Here is a 26272-nt window from a genome sequence, read left to right on the forward strand (position 1 = left end):
CGTCACCTAGGGGCGTGCAGCCAGCCGTGCAGACGGCGTGTCACCCAGGGAAGCACCCAGTACGCCATGACCGGCGTCAGGACAAGCGTGGAGACCAGTACACGGAGCACGAGCGGGACGCCGGCCCACCCGGGGACGAACTGCGAGGACAGCCAGGTGAAGAGCAGGTTCACCGGGAAGAACCCGAGCCAGATGCTCGTGGCCTGCTTCCAGCGCGGCGGCGCCGGGACGGCGTCGTCGGCCCGTACCGGGTCGTCGAACCAGCCTTCGATCCCGGTCCGGCGCTCGACGCGGCGCTCCTCCACGATCCCGGCACCGCGCGCCAGCCACCTGCCACGTTCCTCGGACCGTTCCCACGCGTCCAGGCGCGCCTCGTCCGCGAACCGGTAGAGCATGAACCAGTCGCTCGACCCCTCCGCAGCCCGGACCCATCCGGAGCCCAGGAACCCGTCCCAGCGGTTGGCGAGGTTGACGCCGTCCTGCACCCAGCGCGTCACCTCGGGCACGTTCTCGGGGCTCACGACACGGTGGATCGAGACGGTCACCGGGACGGTCGGGGTGTGGTCCATGCCCAGCAGTGAACGACGACGGCGGGCCGTCGGCCCGTCGGCGGCGGCACGCCGGGAAACCCTGTCTCGCCATGCGGACGCCTGTGGCGGGGGTCACCACGCGTTCGGCGCGGACAGCGCGGCACGCCTGGGACGCACGCCACACCCGTCCGGCCGAGGCATCACTTGTGCCCCGACCTTCACGGCGGTTCCACCGGATGCCTACTGACTTTGTGACCAATATCGCGGCCGAACGTGGTTGCCCGCGCCCGGCCTTCCCTCACCATTGATGGGTCGCCGATACCGGCGCGGGCCCGAGACCCGCCGTGCGAGCCACCCCGGCCGCACGAGAACCGGTGTGGACACGAGACTCCGCCCGACCCCCAGGGCCGCGTGAGTCCACCGGGCGACGTGCCGTGGGCCTTGTCCGACGACGAGCGCACGCCAGGGCACCCAGACAAGAGCATCGGCGTGCGCACGAGTCCGCCCCCGCGGGGAACTCCCCCTCACGGACCCGCTCCCCAGCAGCACGCCGCCGCACGAACGGAATGCCGCGTGAAGCACCCCCACTCCGCCACCGCACACCCGGTCACACACCCCGTCGCCCGGTGCACCGCGTTCGCCGCGGTCGTCGCGATCGGCGCTCTGAGCATGAGCGCACCGGCCGCCGCTTCCCCGGTGGCGACGACGCCGGACGGCGTCGCCGCGCCGACCACACGAACCGGTCCCGGGACCACGGACATACCTTCGGCGACGCTCGCCGACGGGCCCGGGGCCCTGGACGCCAGAACCGAACGAGCCCTCGCCGACGCCACCAGTGCGCTCGTCCAGGCACAGCACCTCACCGAGGCGACCGACATGGGAGCCAAGAGGGCCCGGCGCATCGAGACCGCCGCCGCGGAGGTGCGTGAACTCGTGGTCACCGCCACCGCGGTCTCAGCCGAGGGCACACTCGCCGCCTCGGCGGCGGCCGCGCTCGCGGACCGCACCGAACGGGCCTCGCGCACCCAGGAGCGCTCGCCCGTCCCCGGCGACGCCCGACGGGCTGACGACGCCGATCCGGCGAACACGGAGGTCTCCGCGGCGCACCTCACCGAGGCGACCGAGACGCTGTCAGGTCTCCTGAGGGCGCCGGCCGGCCACACCGTCTCCAAGGTCGTTCCCGGCCCGAGCAAGAAGGAGATCGCCGCACAGAAGGCCGCAGCGCGCGCCAAGGCCGAGGCGAAAGCCGCCGCGAAGGCGGCGAAGGCTGCCGCGAAGGCCGAGGCGAAGGCCCGGGCGCGGGCGCAGGCCGACCGGAAACAGGCTGCGGCCCTCGCGGCCCGGGCGACGAAGCACGGGAACGGCCGGATCCCGTCGAACCTGCTCTGCGACCTGTCATTCGCCCCCGGTGAGGAGCTGCGGTGCGATGCCGCGATGGCGATCGAGAAGCTCAACGCCGCGTTCCGGGCCGCCTTCGGGCGCAACCTGACGGTCAACGACTCCTACCGGTCGTACGCCGACCAGGTGGCGGTCGCGGCGACGATGGGCGCACTGGCAGCCCCGCCGGGAACGTCGAACCACGGGCTGGGGCAGGCGATCGACCTGGGCGGTGGCATCTCGACCTTCGGATCGGCCGAGTATCGGTGGATGGCCGCGAACGCCGGGAAGTTCGGCTGGATCCATCCGGCGTGGGCGGAGCCCGGTGGCTCCAAGCCCGAGGCCTGGCACTGGGAGTACGGCACCGGGGCCTGAGCTCCGGGCCGGCGCCCGGCGTCCCGTTCCTGCCGGTCCTGCGGGGTTCCTGCCGGCCGTCCGGGGCGCCTGCCGGCCGTCCGGGGCGCCGCGCGGCGTCTCACGCCCAGCCGAGCTCGTGGAGGCGTTCGTCGTCGATCCCGAAGTGATGCGCGATCTCGTGCACCACGGTCACCGCCACCTCCTCCGCCACCTCTTCCCGCGTCTCGCAGACGGCCAGCGTGGGATTCCGGAAGATCGTGATGCGGTCCGGCAACGATCCCGCGGCCCAGTGGTGGTCGCGCTCCGTGAGCGGCACGCCCTCGTAGAGCCCCAGCAGTCCGGGGTCCTCGGCCGGTGCGTCGTCCTCGACGAGCACGACGACGTTGTCCATCTGGGCCGCCAGGTCCTGCGGAACCAGGTCGAGGCCCTCGCTGACGGCGTCCTCGAACTCATCGCGTGTCATCTCCACCACGGGCCCATCATGACCGACGCGGGCACCAGGTGCGCCGCTCGCGGCAGGCCCGGGCCGGTCGACCAGGCCCCGCGGGTCCGCCGCGCGCGGACGGTGAGTATCCGACGTCGGGCTCCGGACCGTCGGCCGTGACGTGACGGACATGACGTGGACGCACGCCGTGACGCCTGTAGACTTTCCGCGTCCAGCCCCCATCGTCTAGCGGCCTAGGACCCCGCCCTTTCACGGCGGTAGCACGGGTTCGAATCCCGTTGGGGGTACGAGGAGAGGCAAAACTCCTGGTCAGCCCGAGTCTTGCTCGGTGTGAGCCACGCCATCGTCACCGGGTCGGGATTCAATTTCCGGATCGGACACCGCGTGGGTTAGGCTTCTCTCGGTTCGCACGGCGGACCACCTCGGTCGCAGTACGCGACCATGGCCCTGTAGCGCAGTTGGTTAGCGCGCCGCCCTGTCACGGCGGAGGTCGCGGGTTCAAGTCCCGTCAGGGTCGCGCTTGATCGCCCGGTATCGTCGGTCACGACGCACCGGGCTTTCGCGCACGGCGCCAGCGCCACGGCTCTGTAGCTCAGTTGGTAGAGCGTTCGACTGAAAATCGAAAGGTCACCGGATCGACGCCGGTCGGAGCCACCGTCACCTCGCGGGCCAGGGACTCAGTCCCTGGCCCGCGACGCGTTGCGGACGTGCCGCGTGGGCGGCCGAAGGCATGGCGCGGAAGTGAAACCCTCGCAGCCGCGCGACCGGCGACCTCAGGGAACCTCATTCGAGTGGTCCATTGGCGATTCGGCAACCATGGACGCACGGCGCGCTTCCGTCACCGGCCATTACCTCGTCGATGCGGACGAAACTTCCTGAGAGTGTCAGAACAAGGGCGAGCGGGCCCGATCAGGCTGCCTCAAGAGTTGGTCGGTCGTCCAACAACTTCACGACCATACCGCCACATTGCCTCCACATTGCGCGTGTCACACGTGGTCCCGGCGACGCAATCCGCGCCGCGCCGCCTTCTGGAATTGCCCTGCGCCTCCCCTGCGGGTTGAGTTGACCTCAGCAGATGCGCGGCAGGTGACCGCAGACCCGCGGCAGCACCGCGTCCGGGGAGGGGCACATGAGCCAGGACACCATGGGTGGCACGCCACCACACGAGCGGCCGACGTCGCTCGGCGGCCTTGTCGAGCACATCAGCGAGCAGGCGTCGCGCCTCGTGCGCGCCGAGATCGCGCTCGCGAAGGCCGAACTCACCGACAAGGCCATGAAGTCCGGGATCGGGATCGGACTGTTCGTCGGCGCGCTCGTGGTGCTGCTGTACGGGATCGGCGTACTACTTCTCGCGGCCGTGTACGGCCTGGGCACCGTATGGCCGCTCTGGCTGGCGGCCCTCGCCGTGGGCGGCTTCCTGGTGCTCGTCACCCTGATCCTGGCTCTGGTCGGCCAAGCCCTTCTGAAGAAGGGCACGCGCAAGCCGGACAGCGTGCAGCGCATCAAGGACGACGTCTCGACGATCCGCACGGGCATCCAGGAAGGGCTGCAGCGATGAGCACCGAGGACAGGACTGAGCGCACGCTTTCCAAGGAAGAGCTCGAGGCGGAGGTGCTGCGCACGCGTGCCGAGCTCGCCGCGACGATCGACGAGCTGACGCTCAGGATCAATCCCGCGCATCAGGCGCAGCGGCTGGCCCGAAGCGCGAGGCAGGCCGCTGCCGGGGCGGGGAACCGAGCGGCAGGAGCCCTGCACCGGGACAAGAGGAGCCCGGTGTCTGAGGGACACCGGGCTCGAAACACCAAGCTTCTCGTGGGCACCACGCTGGGCCTCGCGGCCCTGGGTGCGGTCACGATCGCTGTGGTGGTCCTGCGGCGCGCGCGGGGCTGAACTGGGGCAGCACCCGGCGCGCCGTCACCACCGCCTGCCGAACGCGTCGGCTATGCGTCGGAGTCGTCGGGACTCTCGGCCGCTGCACCCAGCAGCGCCCGAACCTCGGACTCCTTGTACCGGCGGTGTCCACCGAGCGTGCGGATCGAAGAAAGCTTTCCCGCCTTTGCCCAACGCGTAACCGTCTTGGGGTCTACACGGAACAAGCTCGCTACCTCGGCAGGCGTGAGCAGGACCTCGGATTCTCCGTGGATGGACATCCCTGCACCTCCTCCGGAACGGCGCCGGCCCTGGCGGCACCAGGTTCTTGACGGCTCCCGCTCTCTCACCATTGTTAGCAGCAAACAGGATTTAGGCGACTTGAGCGCGGACTCATTTCGCTCACATTCTCCGACGCGTCTCTCCGCAACGGAGCGCCCAACGACGCAACCATAGCGCGAGGACCCGGTGAGTTAGCGATTCGTCATCATTTGTCGCCATCTTCCACCACCATCAAGCATCACCTGCCCACGACGCGCCGACGGGGCACAGTTCGCGACGCGCGAACACCCCCGCGTCATGTCGGTCACGACACACGACGACGCTGCGTCAGGTCGGCACGTCCGGCGTCTTCCGCGCCGTCCCGCTGTGAATGGTGCCGAAGATCACCGGCGCATCGGACGAATCACACGTGCAGACTGGAGGAAACCGCGTACAACCATGTACCGTTAGAGCCTGGACAGATCAAGCACACTCCGGGGCCGCACGTCTGTTGCACGTAGCCGCCCCGCTCCTACGTTGAGGGGGTCGGAGCCATGGGCCGCGGCCGTCAGAAGGCAAAGCAGACCAAGGTTGCTCGAGCGCTGAAGTACTACAGCCCTGAGACCAACTACCACGCCCTCGAGCAGGAGCTCCGAGGCGGGAAGTCCCACACGGATGTGGTGACGGACGACTCCCGCTGGGACGCCGCCGAGGGCGAGGACTACGACAATCGCTACGCCGACTGGGCTGACTTCGACGATTCGAACGAGCGCCGAGAACACTGACTCAGAGTTCGCGCGCCTGATCGTCGGCCACCCCAGTATCGGACAGCCCAGCCACAACGGTGAGCGGGCTGGAGCGCCGCCCTGGTTGCGGCTTCCTCCCCCATGATGCCCCGAGTGGGTACACAAGTGGGTTCTCTCCCTGACGGGAGCAGGCGGGATGTGTCCTCGTGGACCGTCCCGCCTTGTCGTGTCCTGCGAACCGGGCCCCGAGGCCGCGGCGCAGGCGCACCCGAGCGGCCCCGGTCAGGCCACCGGGCCCTCGGTGTCGCACCCGGGGCACGCACCGCCGCTCACCGGTAGTCGTTCACCAGGCGCACCGCGCCGCCCCGCACACCCTTCGTGCCGCCCACCAGGTCCCCTGCCGATTCCGCGGCGGCGTCGGCGGCTTCGATCCGCCCGAGCTCCCACGCCGGGACACCAAGCTCCTCGAGCCGTCGCAGAGCGGCGTCCGCCCCCGCCGCGTCGACCACGGCGACCATGCCGACACCGAGGTTGAGCGTGTTCTCGAGATCGCGACGGGGCACGCCGCCCAGCTCCCGCACCATCCGGAAGACTGCCGGTACTTCCCACGACGCCCGGTCCACGGTGGCCACCGTGCCGGCCGGCAGCACGCGCGCCAAGTTCGCCGCGAGGCCACCGCCGGTCACATGCGTGAAAGCGTGCACGCGCACCTCGCCGTCACCCGCGAGCGCCAGGACGTCGTTCGCGTACACCCGTGTGGGTTCCAGCAGTTCCTCACCGAGGGTGCGCCCGAGTTCCTCGACGTGTCGGTCCAGTTCCCACCCTGCGTGCCGGATGACGGCTCGGACGAGGGAGTAGCCGTTCGAGTGCAGACCGGAGGAGCCCATCGCGATCAGGACATCGCCCTCGCGTACCCGGTCGGGCCCCAGGACCTCGTCGGCCTCCACGATCCCGGTGGCGGCACCGGCGACGTCGTACTCGTCGGGCGCCAGGAGGCCGGGGTGTTCGGCCGTCTCGCCACCGACGAGAGCGGTGCCGGCCACCTCGCACGCCTGGGCGATCCCGCGCACGATGTCCGCGACACGTTCCGGGACCACCTTGCCCGTGGCGATGTAGTCGGTCATGAACAGCGGCTTCGCCCCCACGACCACGATGTCGTCCACGACCATCCCGACCAGGTCGAACCCGATGGTGTCGTGCTTGTCGAGCGCCTGTGCGATGGCCACCTTCGTGCCGACGCCGTCGGTGGACGTGGCGAGCAGCGGCTTCCGGTAGTCCCGGAACGCCGACACGTCGTAGAGTCCGGCGAACCCGCCCACGCCACCGAGCACGGCCGGCCCCTGGGTGCGACGCACGGCGTCCTTCATCAGCTCGACGGCCTTGTCGCCGGCTTCGGTGTCGACCCCTGCGGCCGCGTAGGTGAGCCCTTCGGATGTCACTGGTACTCCATCACTGGTCAGGTCGGTGGTCCCGGTACGGCGGCGGGTCGTGGCACGACCCCGCGCCACGTCACGGTCGCCTCAGGGGTGGTCGAGGGCTCCCGCCCCGCCCGCCGAGACGGCAAGGCTGGACAGGCCGTCCTCAGGTGCTCCGAGCGGAAGCTCGGCCTGTTCGAGCAGGTGCTTGCCGAGCTGCTCGTCCGACGGCAGCTCGATCGGGTACTTGCCGGTGAAACACGCGGCACACAGCTGGGAGGCGGGCTGCTCGGTCGCGGCGATCATGCCCTCGGTCGAGATGTATCCGAGGCTGTCGGCCCCGAGCGACTGCCCGATCTCCTCCACCCCGAGTCCGTTGGCGATCAGCTCGGCACGGGATGCGAAGTCGATGCCGTAGAAGCACGGCCACTTCACGGGTGGCGAGGAGATGCGTACATGCACCTCGGCGGCGCCGGCCTCGCGCAGCATGCGGATGAGCGCGCGCTGCGTGTTGCCGCGCACGATCGAGTCGTCGACCACCACGAGCCGCTTGCCGCGCACGTTGTCGCGCAGCGGGTTGAGCTTCAGCCGGATACCGAGCTGCCGCAGCGTGTCGGACGGCTGGATGAAAGTCCGCCCGACGTACGCGTTCTTGGTGAGCCCCTGTCCGAACGGGATGCCGGATTCGGTCGCGTAGCCGATGGCGGCCGGTGTGCCCGACTCGGGCGTGGCGATGACCAGATCCGCCTCGACCGGATGTTCGCGCGCGAGGGCCCGCCCCATCTCGACCCGGGCCGCGTGCACGGACCGCCCGTTCAGGGTGTGGTCCGGGCGGGCCAGGTAGACGTACTCGAAGACACAGCTCGCGCGTTCCGCCGAGGCGAACCGGGTCGAACGGAGTCCTTCGGCATCGATCCGGATGAGTTCGCCGGGCTCGACGTCGCGTACGTAGGAGGCTCCGACGATGTCCAGGGCGGGCGTCTCGGACGCGACGACCCACCCCCGCTCCAGACGGCCGAGCACGAGCGGACGCACGCCCTGCGGGTCCCGGGCGGCGTAGAGCGTCGACTCGTCCATGAACACCAGCGAGAACGCGCCCCGCAGCCGGGGGAGCACCTCCAGGGCGGTCGTCTCGAGCGTGTGGTCGGCATCGCCGGCGAGCAGCGCCGTGATGAGTGCCGTGTCCGTCGTGTTGCCGCGGGCCAGTTCACCCCGGCGCTGGGCGCCGTACCGCTCCGCGACGAGATCGACGAGTTCCGCCGAGTTGATCAAGTTGCCGTTGTGGCCGAGAGCCACGGTGCCGGACGCCGTCGGACCGAGGGTGGGCTGCGCGTTCTCCCACGTCACTCCGCCGGTCGTGGAGTAGCGGCAGTGGCCGAGCGCGATGTGGCCGTTGAGCGCGTTGAGCGCGGTCTCGTCGAAGACCTGGGACACCAGTCCCATGTCCTTGTAGACGAGGATCTGGTCCCCGTTGCTGGTCGCGATGCCGGCAGACTCCTGGCCGCGGTGCTGGAGGGCGTACAGGCCGAAGTACGTGAGCTTGGCGACTTCCTCGCCGGGGGCCCATACTCCGAAGACGCCACAGGCGTCCTGGGGACCCTTCTCCCCGGGCATCAGATCGTGGTTCAGTCGGCCGTCCGGGCGCAGAGGCATGGCACGAGTATCCCACGACCGGGGTGGGCAGTGGCCGTCGGCCTTCTCCCGCGGCCGTGTGACATACGCGACCCCGGTCACGGCCACCGGTACGGGGCCGCCGCTCAGCGACGAGTGCGGGCCCGTTCGTATTTGCGCAGGCTCCGGCGATCCGCCAGGACGGCGATCAGACCGGCCGCGAGTGTCGTGAGCGTGGCGGTGAAGGCGATCGTCACCCCGATGTACACGCCGGGCTTGAGCATTCCCTGCGCCTCCGGGGTGCCGACGACGTAGTAACCGAGCCCTAGGCCGATCACGGTCCCCAGGACGGCCCCTGCCAGCAGGAACCGTCCGTAGCGTGGCGCGCGGCGCACCTCCGACGGATGGACCACGTCATGCAGGGGCACGTCGGCGTGCGACGACTCACCGGCCTGGTCGTCGGACTCCGGCCCGGTGGGCGGTGCGGTCGGGGGTTTCTCGCTCACGGTCACAGCCTAAGAGGTCCGGGAACGGGCGGCGTGCGAGAAGCCGGTGACGACGTCGCCGGCCGGCCGCGCATCGCACGGCCGGCCGGCGGCCTGGCGTCGGGCTCAGCCGGTGACGGGCACCCAGGGGTTGGCCCACCAGCGCAGGCCTGGCGCCCAGTGGATGTTCGGACGCTTGGCCTCGTAGAGCTGGCCTCGGTACATCACCTGGTCGCCCCACCAGTAGAGCCGCCACGGCTGCCACTGCGGCGCGGACGGGGCGGCGTCCTCGACGGTGACGGGCACCGCGACGTCGGTACCGGACGGCTCCGTGACGACGTGCAGGAGGTAGTCGCCTGCGGCGGTGGCGGCGGGAACGGTCGCGGTGACCGAGGTGCTGCCGCCGGACACCGGGAACGTCCCGAGTGACGTGCCGTCGGAGACGTCCTGACCGACCGGGGTCAGCACCGCCTCCGCGGCGGTGTTGCGCGGGGCGCCGAGGGAGGTGAGGTCGAGACCTGAGAGCTCGACGGCCACCTCGCCCCCGGCAGCCACGGTGTCCGGCAGGGCGTCGACGACGGCGTGCGTCCGCGCGAACGACGGCGACAGCGGCGAGTTCGACTCGATGTACTCGATCCAGGCGTCCCGGTCCACCAGACCCGAGTCCCGCAGGTCGGTCCCTTCCGTGAAGACCCGGAAGTTGTCGCCGCCGGACGTCAGGAACGAGAACGTGGCGACGCGGTACTCCGCCGCCGGGTCGACCGGGACGCCGTCGATGGTGACGGACGAGACGTTGTCACCCGGCGTGGCGTTCGGGTCGTCGGTGGACGCCGTGTACGAGACGTTGTCCGAGAGCCCGAGGGCCAGGTACGGGCGGGACGGGCGGTCGCCGTTCGCGTCCGTCTGCCACTGCTGCTCCAGCAGCGTCTCGAGCTGCGCACCGGTCAGCGTGATGGTGTGCAGGTTGTTGACGAACGGCAGTACGGCGTTGGCCTCGGCGTACGTGACCACGCCGTCCCCCTCCGCGCCCGAGGCCGCGTAGAAGAGCTCGTTGCGCAACCCGCCGGGGTTCACGACCCCGAGGTCGGCACCGCCGCGCTCCTCGCTCGCGAGCGAGTCCCGCAGGGCGTTGGCGACGAGGTTGCCGAGCGCCGACTCCGACGCGCGGTCGTCACGGTCGCCACCGGTCCAGCCGCCGTCCGTGTACTGGCCGCCGGCGTACGCCGTGGTGATGTCCGCAGTGACCTCACCGACCGGCTGCGCGCCGATCTCCTCGGCCTCCGCGAGCGCGGCCCGGACGATCGTGTCAACCTCCGCGACGCGCGGGTACGTCGCGATCAGCTCGGCGTCGGGCGTCTCCGTACGGGCGATGTTCTCCACGGCGTAGTCGGTGACCTCGAAGGTCTCGGTGTCCACCGTGAGCGTCACGTGGCCCAGGTTGGCGCCGTAGTCGCCGGTCTGGATGATGGGCCGCGTGGCGCCGTCGGTGCCGGGCACCGGGGCGTCCCACGCGTACTCCTTGTGCGTGTGGCCGGTGAAGATCGCGGCGACACGCGGGTCCGTGTTCCGCACCATGTCCGCGAACGGGCCGCCGGCGGCGACCTCCTCCTCGAGCGTGGCTCCTTCCGGCGTGCCCATGCTCGCGCCGTCGTGGGTCATCGCCACGACGAGGTCGGCCTCGCCGTTGTCGACGTCGCCGTCGAGGAGCTCGTCGGTCACGCGGTTGATCGCCTCGACCGGGTTACCGAACTCGAGCCCTTCGATCCCGGACGGGGTGACGAGCGTGGGCGTCTCCTCGGTCACGACGCCGACGAACCCGACGTCGATCCCGCCGATCTCGCGCACCACGTACTCGGGCAGTGCCGGTTCGCCCGTGGTCTCGTCGTAGACGTTGGCGCCCAGGTAGTCCCAGTCCGCCGCGTCGGTGACGCGACCGGTGAGGTCGTCCATCCCCTGGTCGAACTCGTGGTTGCCCACCGCCGAAGCGGTCAGCCCGAGCGCGTTCAGCACGTCGATCGTCGGCTGGTCCTGCTGGAGCGCCGAGGCGAACAGCGAGGCCCCGATGTTGTCGCCCGCCGAGATGAAGGCCGTCGCATCCGGGTTCTCCGCGCGGATCTCCTCGACCGTTCCGGCGAACGCGACGGTGTTGCCGTCGATCCGGCCGTGGAAGTCGTTGATGTCCACCAGGTCGATCGTCGCCGTGCCCGGGTCGGTCGTGCCGCCGGCCAGGTCGAGGCCGACCAGAAGCGGATCGTGGTCGGAGGACCGGAACGGCGTCTCGTCGTAGAGGATGGTCGCGTTGTAGTTGTACCGGCTGTACTCGTTCGCGACCGGCTCGTACGCGTTGATGTTCCAGATGTCGGTCCCGGTGACGATCTCGGCCGCGGCCGGCGAGGCGAGCACGTGGTCGAGCGAGCCCACCTGGCCGTCGTAGCTGTAGGAGTACTCGCCCGTGGCGGCTCCGAGGTCGACATAGCCGGCGTCGGCCATGACCTGGATCGGATCCTCCTTCTCGTAGGCGTTGAAGTCACCCACGAGCAGCACCTTGTCGGTGCCCGCCGCGGCGGCCTGCTCCTCGGCGAACGCCACGAGTGATGTCGCCTGGCGCACGCGGGACTCGTTCGAGTTCCCCTGGCCGTCACCCTGGTCCTCGTCGCCGGGCCACGGCCCGACGGAGCCCTTGGACTTGAAGTGGTTGGAGACCACGAGCACGTCGTCGCTCGCGTCCTCGTCGCCGCCCACCGGCTGGAAGACCTGCGCCAGCGGCTCACGCGCGTTGCCGTAGGCCTCGTCGCCGAGGAGGACGACCGACTCGCCGACCGGCTCGGCCACGGCGGCGCGGTAGACGAACCCGTTGCGGATGACGTCCTCGTCGGCGGGTACCTCGGCCGGCGACGCGACATAGGCCCACGTGCCCGCACCGTCGACGGCGTTCAGCGCGTCGGTGAGGTCCGCGAGGGCCTGGTCCCGCAACTTACCGAGGAAATGGGCGGAGTTCTCGATCTCCTCGAGCGAGACGACGTCCGCGCCGAGCGCGGAGATCGCGCCCACGATCTTGGCCTGCTGCCGCGCGAGGTCCTCGTCCTCGGCAGCCCCACGAGCATCGCAGCCACCGGACACGGTGACGGGATCGCCCGCTCGGTCGCTGTAGTAGGTGCAGCCCTCGAGCTCGTCGCCCGTGGTCGTGAAGTAGTTCAGCACGTTGAACGTACCGACCTTCAGCGAGCCGCCCACCTCGGCGGGCACGGCCTCGCGGGTGTCCGCGAAGGCGGCCGGCTGGACGTCGTCCGCCGTCGCCGGCGTCAGGTGCCCCTGAGGCTGGAGACCCCAGGCGCTGTAGCGGTAGTCGAGCACCACCGGCGTGGTGAACTCGACCGACGCACCGACCCTGACAGGCGCACCTCCGGTGAGCCACGGGAGCGGCTTCGACGTGTTCGACGACGAGCTGTAGTTCCACGAGGAGCCGTCGTCGAGCAGGAGCTCGCGGGCCGCGTTGTCCGCGAGCTGCTTCTCGTACTCGGCCGAGAGCGGGCGTCCGGCGGAGGTCGGCTGCACCAGCGGCGAGTCGCCGGCCGCCAGGCCGATCGTGCCGTAGTAGTTGGTCTGGTAGTTGTCCGTGACCGTGAAGTCGCCCTGGGGCGCCAGCAGCATGCCCTCGAGCGCCTCGCGCTCGGCGTCGGTAGCCGGCCAACCCGTGAGCAGCGGCTCGACGGAAGCACCGTCGCCGAGCACGGTCCAGGACTCCGGGGTGATCTCGGTCAGGCCGTAGTACTCGGACACGGCGCCGGTCACCTCGACGGAGTCCCCGACGGCGAGCTCCGAGGCCGCGGCCGCGGAATACACGAAGATGCCGTCCGACGCGCCGGGCGTCGGGTCGGCGGCCGGATCGCCGCCCGTGCCGGGCGTCTGCACGTACAGGCCGTTGAACCCGCCCGTCGGATAGGCCGCCGTCACGACACCACGGGTGGTGACCGTCTGTCCGGCCAGCGGGGACGTGTCCCCGGTGCCCTGGATCTCCGCGATCGGCGTGACGTCCTCCTCGTCGGCGAGGGCGGGCGACGCGAAGACGGCGGTGGCGGGAAGGGCGAGGACGGCCGCGAGGCCTGCCGCCACGGCCCTCCGGCGCTTGACCGGTCGGGGCGACCGGAGCGTGCTGGGTCTCACGCTGACTCCTTCTTCAATAGCGGGCCGCTACGCGGCCGGGGGAACAGCTCTGCCTGGTATGCGCGACGTCGATCGGCGCCGCCACGGCCCGTCGCACCGCAGGAGCACACACTGCCGGGCCCTGACACGGGTCAAATCAACCACCACACCGTGAACCACCGGTTACGAGCGAGAGAAGACCGCCCTGCGCAGCGGACGAACACCGTTTCCATCACGCAACCGTGAGGGTAGTGGCGGACACCGACATCCACACGTGAGAGGCGGTTTCGCGTCAGCTCACGCGCAGGCGCAACGGCAGGAACTCCGAGAGGTCGGAACGCTCGCCCGAGGCGGTGACCCATCCGGCGACCACCGCGTCCGTCCAGGTCACACGCCCTGTCACCAGTCCGAGCCACGTCTCGGGGTCGGTCTCGACGACATTCGGGGGCGTGCCGCGCGTATGGCGGGGACCCGCCACCGCCTGAACCACGCCGGCAGGAGGAACACGCACCTCGACAGCATGGCCGGGCGCGACCTCGGCCAGTTCCTCGAGCGTGAACCGCACCGCAGTCGTGACGTCGCGGCGTTCGGCCGAGCCGTCGGCCCACGCCACCAGAGCGGCACGACCGCGCGCGGGGTCGGTACGGCGACGCGTAGGCATGCGGTCAGCATAGGGAAAGTTGTGGCACCCTTCGCGAATGACCCACCACAGCGACGCCTACGCGCCGCCGCCGGCCTTCCCCGAGCCCGGTCCGCACGGCTACGGCGACCTCGGCGGCCCGACGGACCACGGTGAGGCACACCGGCGGGACCTGCGACCCGGCCCGAGCGCCTGGCAGCGCTTCGTCGCCTGGTTCCTGTGGATCTGCGCGGCCCCCGTGCTCGCCGTCCTCGGTTCCCGTGCGATGCCCGACGACGGGATCACCCCCGTCGCGCAACTGGTCCCGTTCTTCCCGTACGCCGTGCTCGCAGCCGTCCCGCTGCTGGTTCTCGCCGTCACGGGCAGGCGATACCTGCTGTCGCTCCTCCTGCTGGTGGGAGTCACCGTCGGCGGCTACGTCGTGACGTCGGCCTTCCTTCCGGCCGAACGGCAGGCGATCACCGCGGACCCCTTCGACGAAGGAACGCTCCGGGTCATGACGGTCAACACGCTGTACGGGTCTGCGGACCCCGAATGGATCGTCCGGACGGTCCGTGCCGAGGGTGTCGAGGTCCTCGCGGTCCAGGAGCTCACGCCGGAGTTCGAGCAGGCGCTGGGAGCCGCGGGCATGGGCGAAGTGCTGCCGAACCGCCTGACCGGGAAGGTGGAAGCGGGCAGTGCGGCGGGCAGCGGGCTCTACTCGGTGCTGACCTTGACGGAACAGGAGAAAGGCGAGTCGTCGACGTTCGCGATGCCGTCGGCGGTGGTCGACGTCGGGGGTGTGGACGTGCGGATCCGCAACGTCCACCCGGTACCCCCGATGCCGGGGAACATCGCGACGTGGAAACAGGAGCTGCGACAGCTGCGCCAGGTGACGCGCTCGGACACCACCGCCCAGATCATGATCGGGGACTTCAACGCGACGTACGACCACGCGTCCTTCCGTGACGTCCTCGGCGACCGCTTCCACGACGCCTGGCGCGACAAGGGTGCCGGGCTGGAGCGCACCTGGCCCGAGGGCAAGACCCTTCCGGTGCTGGGCACACGCGTCCCCGCCCTCATCGCGGTCGACCACGTGGTCGTGGACGCCTCGATGCGCGTGGCGGACGTCCACTCGCGCATCGTCCCTGGCTCGGACCACCGCGCGGTCCTGTCGACGATCGTCGTGCGGTGACCGCGCGGGCGAGGCGCCTGCCGAGCCCGCGGTGTCGGTCAGCGTGCCCTGGTCCACTCCTGCGGCAGAGGCACGTTCCCGCTGGTGGCCGCGGTGACACCTGACGCCGGAAGATCGGGCGACCGGGTCCCCGTGGTGCTCTCCGGCTCTTCCTGCGCCTGCCGTTGCGCTGTCCTCAGCGAGGCCGCCCGCGCCGGCCGGAGCGGATCGGTCTCGGCGGACTCCTCGCCCGGCTCGGCCTGCTCACCGACGAACTCGAACTCGACCGTGTGCGTCTCGATGTCGGCCAGCGCGAGCCGTACCCGGACGCGTTCCCCGAGCGGCAGGCCGGAACCGACGACGGCAGCCCTGACGGCGGGCGCGGACAGGACGACCGTCCCTCGCTCACCGCCGTCCGCGACCTCCACGACGACACCGTCGAACTCCTCCCCCACGCGGCCGGCGAGGAGAGTGGCCTCGAGGAGCTCCACCACGGAGCGCTCGAACTCCGCCGCGCGACGTCCCGCCTGCGCCATCTCCCCGGGGAGCGCCCCGAGCCGTGACAGCACCCTGTCCGGAACGGGGTCACCCGCGGCCAGGGCGAGGCAGATCTCCGTGGTGTAGCGGTCCACGAGCCGCCGTAAGGGCGCGGTCACGTGGGCGTAGTCGACCGCGAGCGCGTGGTGGCGCGTGTCGGCGGGAACGGGGACGGGGCCGGCTCCGTCGTCTCCGGGATGGCCGAACGCCACGTAGCCGGCGCCACGGAACAACGTCGTGGCCTCGTTGAGAAACGCCGCCTCCTGCGGCACCCGCGACTCGAGCGTCCTGATCAGCTCGGCGTACGGCAGGTCGTCGGGCCAGTCGATCTCCAGCGCCCGCGCGGTACGGCGGAGCCGTGCGATGTCACGCTCCTCGGCAGGGGGAAGGGTCCGCAGGACACCCACGCCCGCCTCGCGCATCATCGTCGCCGCGGCCATCCCCGTCAGCAGCGAAATCTGCGCGTTCCAGCCCTCGACCGGCAGGTTGCGCCGAAATCTGAGCGCGAACGAGCCGTCGTCGGCCCGTTCGACCTCCTGCTCGGGCACGTCCAGCGAGACGCCGCCGCGCTCGCGCTCGAGTTCCTGGCGCAGTCGTCCGACGTCGGCCAGGAGCTGCAGCGACTCACTCGCGGTGCCGTCGTCGAGGGCGGACTGCACCTCCGCGTAGGTGAGCCGCTCGCGGTTGCGGACGACGGCGCGGACGACCGTCGCCGACGTGATCTCGCCCCGCGAGTCGAGCCCGACCGTCCACAGGGCGGCGGGCCGGTCCTCGTCCGGCAGCAGGCTTGCCGCGCCCTCCGAGAGGGGCTTCGGGTGCAGAGGAGTGTTCGTGTCCGGGCCGTAGACCGTCAGCCCACGACGGTGGACCTCGGCGTCGAGCGGGCCGTCCGGCTCGACGAAGGCACCGAGGTCCGCGATGGCGTACCGGACGATGTAGCCCTCCCCCGACCGGGCCACGTGCACGGCCTGGTCGAGGTCGAGGGAACCCGGCGGGTCGATGCTGACCAGCTCGATGTCACGGCGGTCCTGCCGCACGGGACCACCGTGGCCGCCGTCCGGGTCGGGCGCGATCGTGCGTTCCGCGACGGCACGCGACTCGTCGAGGACGTCGGCGGGAAACATCGCGGGGAGCCCGATCTCGGCACGCAACGCCGCGAGGGCGCTCACGACGTCGTCCGGCGCGGCGGGTGCGATGCGCATCTGGCGGTTCGGCATGCTGCCGAAACTACAGCGTGTGGCGAAACTCGCGACTTGTCGGCGGACCCCGGCCCGTCCGAGGACCGTGCCGTCGCCGGAACCCTCCCCGCAGCGGCCTCGCCGGACGAGGGATCCGCCGCCGTCCCGCACGGCCGAGCGCGCCCGTCCGGTCAGCCGAAGATTCTCGGGAGCGTGCCCTCGTGGGTCTCGCGTGCCTCGTCCAGCGAGATCGTGAAGTGCCCTTCGATCTCGACCGAGTCACCACCCGTGACACCGAGCCGGAGAGCCGGGACGCCGTACTCGTCGGCGAGATGGATGAGGTCACCCTCGTGGTCCTGTGTCACGGCGACCAGGACCCGGGCGGTCGACTCGCTGAAGAGTGCGACGAACGGATCCACCTTGTCGCGCCCGGTCACGCCTTCGAGAGCGATCTTGGCACCGACGCCGAACCGCAGTGACGCCTCGAGCACCGCCTGCGCGAGCCCACCCTCCGACAGGTCGTGGGCCGCGACCTCCAGCTCGTCCTTGCGCGCGGCGACGAGCAGCGCCGCGAGCGCCCGCTCGGCCTCGAGGTCCACCTGCGGCGGCAGTCCGCCCAGATGGCCGTGGACGACGTCGGCCCATGCCGACCCGTCCAGCTCGTCGCGTGTGGTGCCGAGCAGCATCACCGACAGCCCTTCCGTGCGCCAGCCCGAGGGCAGCGCCGTGCGGACGTCGTCGAGCACACCGAGCACGCCGACCACCGGGGTGGGATGGATCGCCGAGTCGATCTGCCCCGGCTCCCCCGTGCCGTTGTACAGCGACACGTTGCCACCCGTGACGGGCACGCCGAGCGTCTGGCACGCGTCGGCGAGGCCCTCGATGGCTTCCACCAGCTGCCACATCGAGTCGGGGTGCTCCGGCGACCCGAAGTTCAGGCAGTCGGTGACCGCGAGCGGCTCGGCACCGACGGTGGCGACGTTCCGGTACGCCTCCGCGAGCGCCAGCGCGGCGCCGGTGCGGGGGTCGAGCTTGCCGTAACGGCCGTTCGCGTCGGTCGCGAGTGCGACGCCGAGACCGGTGGCCTCGTCGACGCGGACCACTCCTCCGTCGTCGGGCTGCGCGAGGGCGGTGTTGCCCTGCACGAACCGGTCGTACTGATCGGTCACCCACGCCTTGGAGGCGAGGTTGGGGGATCCGAGGAGACGCAGCGCCGTCTCACGCAGTTCGTCGCCGGACTCGGGGCGGGCCAGGCCCACGGCGGCGTTCCCCTGGGCGTTGAGCTCGTCCTGCCATTCCGGGCGCGCGTACGGTCGGTCGTAGACGGGGCCCTCGTGGGCGACGGTCCTCGGGTCGACGTCGACGATGCGCTGCCCGTGGTGGTCGATGGTCAGCCGGCCGCTGTCGTTGACCTCGCCGATGACGGCGGTCTCGACGTCCCACCTCCGCGTGATGGCGAGGAACTCGTCCAGCTTCTCGGGGCGGACCACGGCCATCATGCGCTCCTGCGATTCCGACATGAGGATCTCGCCCGCGTTCAGGGTGGGATCGCGCAGGAGGACGTCGTCGAGGTCGACGTGCATCCCGCCGTCGCCGTTCGAGGCGAGTTCGCTGGTCGCGCAGGAGATGCCTGCCGCGCCGAGGTCCTGGATGCCCTCCACGACCTTCGCGCCGAACAGCTCGAGGCAGCACTCGATGAGGACCTTCTCCATGAACGGGTCGCCGACCTGGACGGACGGCCGCTTCGCGGGAACACCGTCCTCGAAGGTCTCGCTCGCGAGGATCGAGGCTCCGCCGATGCCGTCGCCGCCGGTGCGGGCCCCGAAGAGCACCACCTTGTTGCCCGGGCCGGACGCGCTCGCCAGGTGGATGTCCTCGTGCCGCAGCACGCCGAGGCAGAGCGCGTTGACGAGCGGGTTGCCCTGGTAGGAGCTGTCGAAGACGAGCTCGCCACCGATGTTGGGCAGTCCGAGCGAGTTGCCGTAGCCGCCCACTCCGCTGACCACGCCATGGACGACGCGGGGCGTGTCCGGATGGTTGACGTCCCCGAACCGCAGCTGGTCCATGACGGCCGCGGGCCGTGCGCCCATCGAGATGATGTCGCGCACGATGCCCCCGACGCCGGTCGCGGCGCCCTGGTAGGGCTCCACGAAGGACGGGTGGTTGTGCGACTCGACCTTGAAGGTCACGGCCCAGCCGTCGCCGATGTCGACGACGCCGGCGTTCTCGCCGATGCCGACGAGGAGATTGCGCTTCATCTCCTCGGTGACTCTCTCGCCGAACTTGCGCAGGTGCACCTTGGACGACTTGTAGGAGCAGTGCTCGCTCCACATCACCGAGTACATCGCGAGCTCGGCGGCCGTGGGGCGGCGGCCGAGGATGTCGCGGATGCGCTGGTACTCGTCCTGCTTCAGGCCCAGCTCGCCGAACGGCTGGACCTCCTCGGGCGTGGCCTTCGCGTTCTCGACCGTGTCGAGAACGGGGCGGGCGGCCTGGGACGCGGGCGCGGTCATGTATCCCTCGCGTGCAGTGGGGGAGCGCAGTGCAACGGCTGCGCGGGAACGTTGCGCGGAAGGCGCGCGCACAGTCTATCCGCCGCAGGACGGATACGCCCCGATCATGCCGTTGCGTCACGTCGCACCAGGTCAGAGGTGGCGAATCGGCGGTGGGGCGGCGCGAGGCCCACGGTGTGCGCCACATCGAGGGAGGAGTGTGAGACACCTCATCGACCAAGATCACGGTGTCGCGCACACCACATCCGACCACGGACGGTCCGATATGTGAGATTTACGGTCTTCGCCGACCTTGCCGAGTGCCGAAGAAACCCGTCCTGGCCAGAGGGTTTCGCGCACATACCATAAAGTGGTTTGATGCGCCCATGCAGATGCTCCGCACTTTTGCCAAGGATGCCTTCCGATTCGGGCTGGCCTCCTGGCGATGGCTGGGTATCAGCGGCAAGACCCCTCGCTTCACCACATGCTTCGGTGACGTCTTCCTCGAGTCGCTCGAGGGGTGGTGGTTCCTGGACACGATGGAGGGGACGCTCGAGCTTCGCTGGACCACAGCCGTCGACATGTACGCCGAGCTCGAGGCGCCCGAGGGCCGCGCGACCTACCTCATGGACGACATCGTCCGGGAGGCGGAGCAGCGTGGCCTGAGGCTGGGCCGCAAGGATGTCTTCACCTTCAACCCCCATCCCGCACTCGGCGGTGAGATGACGGCGGACCGGCTCACGACGATGCGATTCAGCCTCGCGCTCAACTGGGCCGGGACGATGCACGAGCAGCTCCGGCAGGAGCCGCTGCACTCCGCGGCGCAACCACAGGCGCCGTCGGCCACGCACTGGGTCGTCGAGGCACCGCCGGTGCGCGTCGACACGGCGCATCCGGCCTACGCCGAACCGCATCCGCCGACGGGATCGTTCGCGATCACCGGACCGTACGGCGACCGCTCGCGGGTCGCGACCGGCGCCCACCACATGGCCGACACCGGAACGTTTCCCCACTACGCCCCTCAGACAGCGTACGACCCCCCGCCCATGACGGGCCAGCATCTCGCGGCCACGCCCGCACCGCGTGAGGACCCGCGGCCCTACGTGCAGTCCGCCGAGCCGCCGGCCTGGGACGACATCTGGCGCCGCTGACGCGCCGAGGCCTCCTCGGTACGGCGCCTTCTGGGGACTCGCAGCCGACGCTCCCGCTCCGTCCGCGCGATCTGGCTCAGCTCGGCCACGGTTGCCGTTCGCGCCTGTCGCAGCAGCCGCGTCTCCAGCGCGGCGCGCCCTCCGCGGTGCAGTCCGCACGTGTACCCGAGGATCGTCTGGGCGTGGCCGTAGGAGATCGTGCCACCCCGCAGCGCGGCGAGGGTTCGCGGGTGTCTGCGCACCAGAGCGCGTGACTCCTCGACGAGACCCGCCGCGGCCTCCGGCGAGACGCGCAGGACGTCGGCGAGCCGGCCCGCGACCACACCGGCGGCGACGCCCTCGACCTCGCCGGCCACCGCTCGACCGCCGTCCGCCCCCTCGGGCAGGATCTCCTCGATGTGCGCCTCGGCCCACGCGCCGACCTCGTGCAGCAGGACCGCACGCGAGGCAGCGAGAGACGCCAGGAGAGCCTCCACCGCCCCGACCGCGTCGACCGCCTCCGCGAGCGAGCGGAATCCGTCCCGCCCAGGCTCCGCCGTGGCCGCACCGTTCGCCACGGCGGCCGATCTGCTGATGGAGGTACTCACGCCCATGCTGCTCGCCTCTTCTCCCACGTTGTTCGAACATGTGTTCTAACAGTAGCGCCGGTCCTCGGGGAGCGCCACCGCGACACTCGGGGAGAATGGCGATGTGCGAGCCTCACATGTCGTCGCCCTCGGGGTCGCGGCCCTCGTCCTGGCCGCGATCGTCGCGTCCCGCACGGAACTCGGCGACGGCACCGGAGGCTCCGCGGCACCCGCACCGACGGGGACGGCGGCGGCGACCCGGTCCGTCGCGCCCGAGCCGCCGGCCGATCCCACGCCACCGCACCGCCACTCCGTCGTGGTCGCCGGTGTCGACCTGGAGATCACGGCCGCCGAGGTCACCGTCGGCGACCAGCGCGCCGACGGGACCCGCACGATCACCACGTCCGGTGCCCCCGCCTACGGGACCGGGACTCCCGGCGCGGAGGTCACCGAGCACGGCGACCGCAGCGTCACCGTGCTCCGCGACGGCACGCCCGTCGCCGCCCTGACACCCGCGGCGCGAGGCGAGAAAACGGCCGGGGGCACCGGGTCCCCCTCGCGGGGCGCCACCGTCCTCACGCTCGGCGACGACGCGCTCGACTCGACGGCCTGGGCTCAGCGGGAGGGAGAGGGCGGCCTGTCCCTCGCCGTCGTCCCCGCGTCGTGGGTGCGGGGCGGCGGCGAGGCGACGCTCGACCTCCTGGCTGCTCAGCTGGCCGCGGCGGAGCCCGAGACGGACAGCGACACCATGCGCGACCAGCTGGCCTGTCACCACCTCGGCGCGCCCGACAAGGCTTCGTGGAACCTGGAGCCATGGCGGCCCGATGTCGGGATGTTCGGAACGATCGCCGCACGGTGCAACCCGACGGATTCGTAGTCCACCGGTGGGGCGAACGACCGATAGGGAACCACCCTCACAAGACGACACGCCGCTGTGATGGGATCGTGACTTAGCACACCTCGATTCGGCGTGCGAGCCAAGCTGTGATCAGGTTTCCTGAAGGAGGTGCGGACGTCGGCAGAGGGCGTCGCGGCACCGGAAGGACGTCGACAGCAACCCCCCAGCTGGTCCTTGTACGGCCCTCGGGTCGTGGCAAGCACAACCCCCGCGTCCCCAGACCACGTGGAGCCCCGTGCAGGGGTCACAAAACACCGGCACGGCAGAACCTTCGGCAGGGAGGGCTCCCCATGACTCGTGTACTCGCCCTGGGAACCATCGTCGCGATCGGCTGTGGTGTACTCCTCGGCCTGACGCTCGCATACGGCCAGTGGATGCTCGCCGCCGGCGCACTGCTTCTCGGCGTGGGAGGAGCGACCGTCGTCGCTCTCACCGTGCCGGAACCGGCGCCCACCATCGCACCCGTCACCCTGAGCGGTCCCGTCGTCCGCCCGACGGTCGAACTCGAGGACGAGTTCGACGAGCTGGACACTCCTGCGGCGACCGACGAGACACCGGTTCCGGCGCCCGCGCCGGCGCTCCTGGCGCTGGATCGGGACCGGACCATTCCCCACGCCGCCTGACACCCGTCGCCGCTCTGAGCGCTTCGCTCAGAGCGGCGCGACGGCCCCCGCCAGGTGGCGGACGGCTCGGCCGGTACGCCAGCCGTCGTAGACGAAACCACCCGCCGAGCCCGGGAGGACGTCGGCACCGGCGTCCGACGCGTAGCGGATGGCGAGGTCGACCGAGCCGGGCAGGAGCACCGGCTTGAAGAACTCGGCGGTCCACTCGTACGCGTCACCACGCCGGGCCGGGCCCACCTCGGCCAGCGCCCGCGCCGCCGTGTACATCCCGTGCGCGATGGCCCGCGGGAACCCGAAGGCCTTCGCCCCCAGGGAGGACAGGTGGATCGGGTTCCGGTCGCCCGAGACCGCCCCGTAGGCCGGGCCGATGTCCTTCCCGAGTCGCCAGCGCGCCGTCGGCAGCGGAGGCACCCAGGAGTCCCGCCCGGCGCCGGACGTCCGAGGCCGGGCGCCGTCGTCGGCCGAGCCGCCCGGCCGACCCGGCTCCGCGGCCCCCACGCCGGGCAGCGTGAATCCTTTGGCCAGGTACGTCGAGACCCCGCGGTAGGCGAGCTCGCCCGCCGCGAGGATCTCCGCGACCAGGTCCACCTGCACACCCCGCCGATGAGCGCGCGCGTTCTCCGCCCAGGCCGTGACCTCCACGCCGTCGTCTCCCAGGCGAACCGGCCGCAGGACGCGCACGGCGTTGCGCAGGTGCACCATGCCGAGGAGCCCGAGGGGGAAGTCCGGCCGCACCATGACGGCGGTCGCCAGCGGGAACGCGAGCACGTGCAGGAAGCCGGCCGACAGCACGTCGGACGCCGGCTCGCCCACCACTCGTTGGTACGCCGCCAGCCGGGGGCCCGTTCCGGTGGTGTCGACGTCCGTGACACGGTAGGCCGCCGGTGGCAGGGCGACGTCGGCCCGCGGACGCTTCGCCACGGAGCCCACCGCGCCCCGCGCGTACAGGCCGCCGAGCGCGGGCAGTTCGGCGAGCTCGGTGACGGCGTAGGACGGCGGGGCCCCGGCGCCGGCCACCGATCCGACGCCACCGGCACCGGTCACCGCGATCACTTGCCCACCAGGTGCTGGCCGCACACGCGCAGCGTCTGGCCGTTGACGCCCGACGCCGGGTCGGAGGCGAGGAAGCAGATCGCCTCCGCGATGTCGACGGGTTCCCCGCCCTGCGCCAGTGACGGCAGCATCCGTGCCACCGAGCGGGTGGCGAACGGGATCCGCGCGGTCATCTCCGTCTCGATGAAGCCCGGTGCTACGGCGTTCGCCGTGCCTCCCGCGGCAGCGACCAGCGGAGCGGTGGCCGCCGTGTGACCGATGACACCGGCCTTCGAGTAGGCGTAGTTGGTCTGCCCCTTGTTGCCCGCGATGCCGGAGGTCGACGCCAGCGAGACGATCCGCAGCCCTTCCACGCCCCGCTCCAGGAGACGGGCGTTGATCCGCAGCTGGGAGGCGAGGTTGACGGCGATCACGGAGTCCCAGCGGTCGGCCTTCATGTTGGCCAGCAGCTTGTCCCGGGTGATGCCGGCGTTGTGGACCAGGATGTCCGGTCCGCCGAGCGGCTTCGCGGCGGCCAGGATCTTGTCGGCGGCGTCCTCGGCGGTGACGTCGAGCTGGAGCGCCACGCCGTTGACCGAGTTGGCGACGGCGGACAGCGCCTCACCTGCCGGCGGCACGTCCACGACGACGACCTTGGCGCCGTCACGGGCCATCGTCCTCGCGATGGCCGCACCGATCCCGCGGGCCGCCCCCGTCACGACCGCCACCTTGCCCGCCAGTGGCCGGTCCCAGTCGATGTCACCGGAGAAGGTCGAGGGCCCCACCGGGAGCAACTGTCCGTCGACGTACGCCGACTTCGCGGAGAGGAAGAACCGCAGCGTCGCGACGGCGGACACGGAGTCGACGGCCGCACCGTCGGCCAGCTGCACGCCGTTCGCCGTGGATCCCCCGCGAAGTTCCTTGCCGAGGGAACGCACGAAACCCTCGACGCCCGCGCGGGCCGCGGCGAGCGCCGGGGCATCCCCCGCCGCGGGGGCGCGGGACACGGTGACGACGCGCCCGTTGCCGGCGAGCCGGCGCAGGATGCCGCCGACGGTGAGCACCGCCGCGGAGACGTCCTGCGGATGCTCGGCGCCCGTGAGCACGAGCACGACGGCGCCGAACCTCTCCCCCTCGGCAAGCTCCGGCGAGCGCCGCACGTCGAGGTCCCAGCTCGTGAGGACGGTGGTCACGGCATCGGCGTCGGCCGCGGAGGCGTCGTCGGACACGACGAGGACCGGGCCGACCGTGAGCGGGCTGCCGGGCTTGTGGCGTCGCAGGATGGCAGGCTGCGGAAGTCCGAGCTTCTTGACGAGCGGCTTGAGGCCGCCGTTGGCGAATCGGGTGTAGCTGTCGGTCACGGTGCCCTCTTGGATCGTGGTGGTCGAGTAGTACGGGGACGAGCCGCCGGAGGTGGTCAGGCGGACTCGACGAGTGCCGTGACGCCCAGACCGCCCGCCGCGCAGACCGAGATCAGGGCGCGCGCGGGGGTTCCGGTCTCGGCTGCCTTGGCGTGCACGAGCTTCGCGGCGGTGGCGAGGATGCGGCCGCCGGTCGCGGCGAACGGGTGGCCCGCGGCGAGCGAGGAGCCGTTCACGTTGAGCTTGTCGCGGTCGACCTTGCCGAACGCCCCGGCAAGCCCCAGCTCGTCACGGCAGTAGTCCTCGTCCTCCCACGCGGCGAGCGTGGTCAGGACGGTGGCCGCGAACGCCTCGTGGATCTCGAAGAAGTCGATGTCCTCGAGTGTGAGGCCGTTCCGGGTGAGCAGGCGCGGGACGGCCGCGACCGGGGCCATGAGCAGACCCTCGTGGCCGTGGACGAAGTCCACGCCGGCGGTCTCGGCGTCCACGAACTTCGCCAGGACGGGCAGGTCCCGCTCCTCGGCCCAGTCACGGGAGCCGAACAGGACGGTCGACGCGCCGTCGGTCAGGGGAGTGGAGTTGCCGGCGGTCATCGTGGCCGGGAGCGGCGAGCCGTCCTCACCGGTGAGACCGCGACCGAAGACGGGCTTCAGCGTGGCGAGCTTCTCGGCGGAGGTGTCGCCCCGCAGGTTGTCGTCGCGCGACAGGCCGCGGAACGGCGTCACGAGGTCGTCGAAGAACCCTTCCTCCCACGCGCGGTACAGGTTCTGGTGCGACTTCAGCGCGATCTCGTCCTGCGCCTCCCGGGTGATGCCCCACTTCGCGGTGGTGATGGCCTGGTGCTCTCCCATCGAGAGGCCGGTGCGCGGCTCTCCGGTGTCCGGCGTCTCGGGCGCGAGCCACTTCGGGTGGCCCAGCACGGGGAGCAGGGCCTTGACACGGTCACCGGTACCGCGCGCGTGGCTCGCCTGGAGCAGGGCGCGGCGGAGCTTGTCGCCGACGGCGATCGGCGCGTCGGAGATGGTGTCGGTCCCGCCGGCGACGGCGGACTCGATCTGCCCCAGCTTGATCTTGTTGGTGACGGCGATGGCGGCTTCCAGGCCGGTGCCGCAGGCCTGCTGGAGGTCGTACGCGGGAGTCGCGGGCGCGAGCGACGAGCCCAGGACGCTCTCGCGGATCAGGTTGAAGTCACGGCTGTTCTTCAGCACGGCGCCACCGACCACCTCGCCGAGGAGCTCGTTCTGCAGGCCGAAGCGTGCCACGAGTCCTTCGAGGGCGGCGGTGAACATGTCCTGGTTGCTGGTACGGACGTACTTCTTGCCGGCGCGGGAGAACGGGATCCGGTTGCCGCCGATGATGACGGCCTCTCGAGTGGTGGGGATGGAAGAGGCCATGTGCGTCA

General features: G+C 71.1%; 22 protein-coding genes and 3 tRNA genes. 11 read left to right on the forward strand and 14 right to left on the reverse strand.

What is annotated here, in order from left to right; genetic code table 11:
- Positions 1-2: 2 nt before the first annotated feature.
- A complete protein-coding gene (locus J0911_RS11550) occupies positions 3-569 on the reverse strand; it encodes an antibiotic biosynthesis monooxygenase (protein WP_207275595.1) in 567 nt (188 codons plus the stop codon).
- 534 nt (positions 570-1103) lie between these two features.
- On the opposite strand from J0911_RS11550, the gene J0911_RS20795 reads away from it, so the two are divergent.
- Complete coding sequence (locus J0911_RS20795; RefSeq protein WP_307865046.1) at positions 1104-2282, forward strand: M15 family metallopeptidase; 1179 nt, start codon at positions 1104-1106, stop codon at positions 2280-2282.
- Positions 2283-2382: 100 nt separating this feature from the next.
- On the opposite strand, the gene J0911_RS11560 is transcribed toward J0911_RS20795, so the two are convergent.
- Positions 2383-2727: a metallopeptidase family protein gene (locus J0911_RS11560; protein WP_207275770.1), complete on the reverse strand. Its 345-nt coding sequence runs from the start codon at positions 2725-2727 to the stop codon at positions 2383-2385.
- Positions 2728-2923: 196 nt separating this feature from the next.
- Between J0911_RS11560 and J0911_RS11565 the strand changes: the two genes are divergently transcribed.
- From J0911_RS11565 to J0911_RS11585, 5 genes are all read left to right on the forward strand, one after another.
- Positions 2924-2996: transfer RNA gene (locus tag J0911_RS11565), tRNA-Glu, on the forward strand.
- 156 nt (positions 2997-3152) lie between these two features.
- Positions 3153-3226 (forward strand) — tRNA-Asp (locus J0911_RS11570).
- Positions 3227-3290: 64 nt separating this feature from the next.
- Positions 3291-3363 (forward strand) — tRNA-Phe (locus tag J0911_RS11575).
- A 475-nt stretch (positions 3364-3838) separates the two neighbouring features.
- Positions 3839-4267, forward strand: a complete 429-nt coding sequence (locus tag J0911_RS11580; protein ID WP_207275596.1) for a phage holin family protein — start codon at positions 3839-3841, stop codon at positions 4265-4267.
- Complete coding sequence (locus J0911_RS11585) at positions 4264-4599, forward strand: DUF3618 domain-containing protein (protein WP_207275597.1); 336 nt, start codon at positions 4264-4266, stop codon at positions 4597-4599. Before J0911_RS11580 ends, J0911_RS11585 begins: the two co-directional genes overlap by 4 nt.
- 50 nt (positions 4600-4649) lie before the next feature.
- Here the strand turns inward: J0911_RS11585 and J0911_RS11590 are convergent, their stop codons facing one another.
- The gene (locus J0911_RS11590) at positions 4650-4859 is read right to left on the reverse strand and encodes a BldC family transcriptional regulator (RefSeq protein ID WP_123816003.1); all 210 of its coding nucleotides are present in this window, start codon (positions 4857-4859) and stop codon (positions 4650-4652) included.
- A gap of 534 nt (positions 4860-5393) precedes the next feature.
- On the opposite strand from J0911_RS11590, the gene J0911_RS11595 reads away from it, so the two are divergent.
- Positions 5394-5624: a DUF3073 domain-containing protein gene (locus J0911_RS11595; protein ID WP_207275598.1), complete on the forward strand. Its 231-nt coding sequence runs from the start codon at positions 5394-5396 to the stop codon at positions 5622-5624.
- Between the two features lie 290 nt (positions 5625-5914).
- Here the strand turns inward: J0911_RS11595 and purM are convergent, their stop codons facing one another.
- From purM to J0911_RS11620, 5 genes are all read right to left on the reverse strand, one after another.
- Entirely contained in the window at positions 5915-7024 is a 1110-nt protein-coding gene (gene purM, locus J0911_RS11600) for a phosphoribosylformylglycinamidine cyclo-ligase (protein ID WP_207275599.1), read from the reverse strand.
- A gap of 81 nt (positions 7025-7105) precedes the next feature.
- Positions 7106-8653 carry an amidophosphoribosyltransferase gene (gene purF, locus J0911_RS11605; protein WP_207275600.1) on the reverse strand — a complete coding sequence of 516 codons (1548 nt, stop codon included), beginning with the start codon at positions 8651-8653 and terminating at the stop codon, positions 7106-7108.
- A gap of 104 nt (positions 8654-8757) precedes the next feature.
- Positions 8758-9117 (reverse strand): hypothetical protein, encoded by a 360-nt coding sequence (locus J0911_RS11610; RefSeq protein WP_207275601.1) that lies wholly within the window; start codon positions 9115-9117, stop codon positions 8758-8760.
- 105 nt (positions 9118-9222) lie between these two features.
- On the reverse strand, positions 9223-13260 hold the full coding sequence (locus tag J0911_RS11615) for an ExeM/NucH family extracellular endonuclease (RefSeq protein ID WP_307865047.1): 4038 nt from the start codon (positions 13258-13260) through the stop codon (positions 9223-9225).
- Positions 13261-13531: 271 nt separating this feature from the next.
- Positions 13532-13900: a sterol carrier family protein gene (locus J0911_RS11620; protein WP_207275602.1), complete on the reverse strand. Its 369-nt coding sequence runs from the start codon at positions 13898-13900 to the stop codon at positions 13532-13534.
- A 37-nt stretch (positions 13901-13937) separates the two neighbouring features.
- Here J0911_RS11620 and J0911_RS11625 point away from each other — a divergent pair, with 37 nt between their 5' ends.
- Positions 13938-15053: an endonuclease/exonuclease/phosphatase family protein gene (locus J0911_RS11625; protein WP_207275603.1), complete on the forward strand. Its 1116-nt coding sequence runs from the start codon at positions 13938-13940 to the stop codon at positions 15051-15053.
- 38 nt (positions 15054-15091) lie between these two features.
- Here J0911_RS11625 and J0911_RS11630 read toward each other — a convergent pair whose 3' ends face one another.
- Positions 15092-16786 carry an RNB domain-containing ribonuclease gene (locus J0911_RS11630; RefSeq protein ID WP_207275604.1) on the reverse strand — a complete coding sequence of 565 codons (1695 nt, stop codon included), beginning with the start codon at positions 16784-16786 and terminating at the stop codon, positions 15092-15094.
- 152 nt (positions 16787-16938) lie between these two features.
- The gene (purL, locus tag J0911_RS11635; RefSeq protein ID WP_207275605.1) at positions 16939-19260 is read right to left on the reverse strand and encodes a phosphoribosylformylglycinamidine synthase subunit PurL; all 2322 of its coding nucleotides are present in this window, start codon (positions 19258-19260) and stop codon (positions 16939-16941) included.
- 365 nt (positions 19261-19625) lie between these two features.
- Between purL and J0911_RS11640 the strand changes: the two genes are divergently transcribed.
- The gene (locus tag J0911_RS11640; RefSeq protein WP_207275606.1) at positions 19626-20390 is read left to right on the forward strand and encodes a T6SS immunity protein Tdi1 domain-containing protein; all 765 of its coding nucleotides are present in this window, start codon (positions 19626-19628) and stop codon (positions 20388-20390) included.
- Here J0911_RS11640 and J0911_RS11645 read toward each other — a convergent pair.
- Positions 20339-20977, reverse strand: coding sequence for a DUF222 domain-containing protein (locus J0911_RS11645; RefSeq protein ID WP_207275607.1), 639 nt, complete (start codon positions 20975-20977; stop codon positions 20339-20341). The genes J0911_RS11640 and J0911_RS11645 overlap by 52 nt on opposite strands.
- Before the next feature lie 103 nt (positions 20978-21080).
- Between J0911_RS11645 and J0911_RS21120 the strand changes: the two genes are divergently transcribed.
- Complete coding sequence (locus tag J0911_RS21120; RefSeq protein WP_207275608.1) at positions 21081-21833, forward strand: DUF2599 domain-containing protein; 753 nt, start codon at positions 21081-21083, stop codon at positions 21831-21833.
- Between the two features lie 311 nt (positions 21834-22144).
- Positions 22145-22477: a hypothetical protein gene (locus J0911_RS11655; RefSeq protein ID WP_207275609.1), complete on the forward strand. Its 333-nt coding sequence runs from the start codon at positions 22145-22147 to the stop codon at positions 22475-22477.
- A gap of 27 nt (positions 22478-22504) precedes the next feature.
- Here the strand turns inward: J0911_RS11655 and J0911_RS11660 are convergent, their stop codons facing one another.
- From J0911_RS11660 to J0911_RS11670, 3 genes are read right to left on the reverse strand one after another with little or no spacing between them, the layout of a single operon-like run.
- The gene (locus J0911_RS11660) at positions 22505-23530 is read right to left on the reverse strand and encodes a MaoC/PaaZ C-terminal domain-containing protein (RefSeq protein WP_307865048.1); all 1026 of its coding nucleotides are present in this window, start codon (positions 23528-23530) and stop codon (positions 22505-22507) included.
- Positions 23527-24870 (reverse strand): 3-oxoacyl-ACP reductase, encoded by a 1344-nt coding sequence (locus tag J0911_RS11665; protein WP_207275610.1) that lies wholly within the window; start codon positions 24868-24870, stop codon positions 23527-23529. The genes J0911_RS11660 and J0911_RS11665 overlap by 4 nt, the downstream gene beginning before the upstream one ends.
- A gap of 56 nt (positions 24871-24926) precedes the next feature.
- On the reverse strand, positions 24927-26264 hold the full coding sequence (locus tag J0911_RS11670; RefSeq protein WP_207275611.1) for an acetyl-CoA C-acetyltransferase: 1338 nt from the start codon (positions 26262-26264) through the stop codon (positions 24927-24929).
- Positions 26265-26272: the final 8 nt, after the last annotated feature.

Source organism: Myceligenerans salitolerans (genome assembly GCF_017349295.1).
GTDB classification, from domain to species: domain Bacteria; phylum Actinomycetota; class Actinomycetes; order Actinomycetales; family Cellulomonadaceae; genus Myceligenerans; species Myceligenerans salitolerans.